This window comes from Delftia sp. ZNC0008 (assembly GCF_000799035.1).
Classification (GTDB): Bacteria; Pseudomonadota; Gammaproteobacteria; order Burkholderiales; family Burkholderiaceae_C; genus Comamonas; species Comamonas tsuruhatensis.
On record NZ_JTKZ01000372.1, the window covers coordinates 1 to 375 of the forward strand.

Annotated in this window: 1 protein-coding gene; it reads right to left on the bottom strand. The window is 71.2% G+C overall.

What is annotated here, in order from left to right:
* A partial coding sequence (locus L995_RS12315; RefSeq protein WP_047472031.1) for an RHS repeat domain-containing protein occupies positions 1-375 on the bottom strand: 375 nt, incomplete at both ends.

Consider the following 375-nt stretch of genomic DNA (forward strand, 5'->3'; position numbering starts at 1 on the left):
CGCTTCCTGGGGGTCGGGGTAGTGGTAGCGCTCGGTGCTGCCGTCGGCCTGGGTGATCTGGGTGAGACGGCCCCAGGCGTCGTATTGGTAGCCGGTGGTGGCGCCTGCCGGGTCGGTGGAGGTGAGCAGGCGGCCCGTGGCTTCGTCGTGTTCCTGCTGGGTGCTGCGCCCGTCGGGCAGTTGCACGCCGATGAGCCGGCCCTGGCCGTCGCGCCTGAGGTGGACGCTGCGGCCCAGCGGGTCGGTGCGCGAGGCCAGGCGGCCGAAGCTGTCGTAGCTTTGCAGCCAGCGGCTGCCGTCGGCCTTGTGGTGGGCGATGAGGCGCGACAGGCCCGCCGCACCTTCGAAGTAGTAGGTCTCGATGCGATCCAGGCT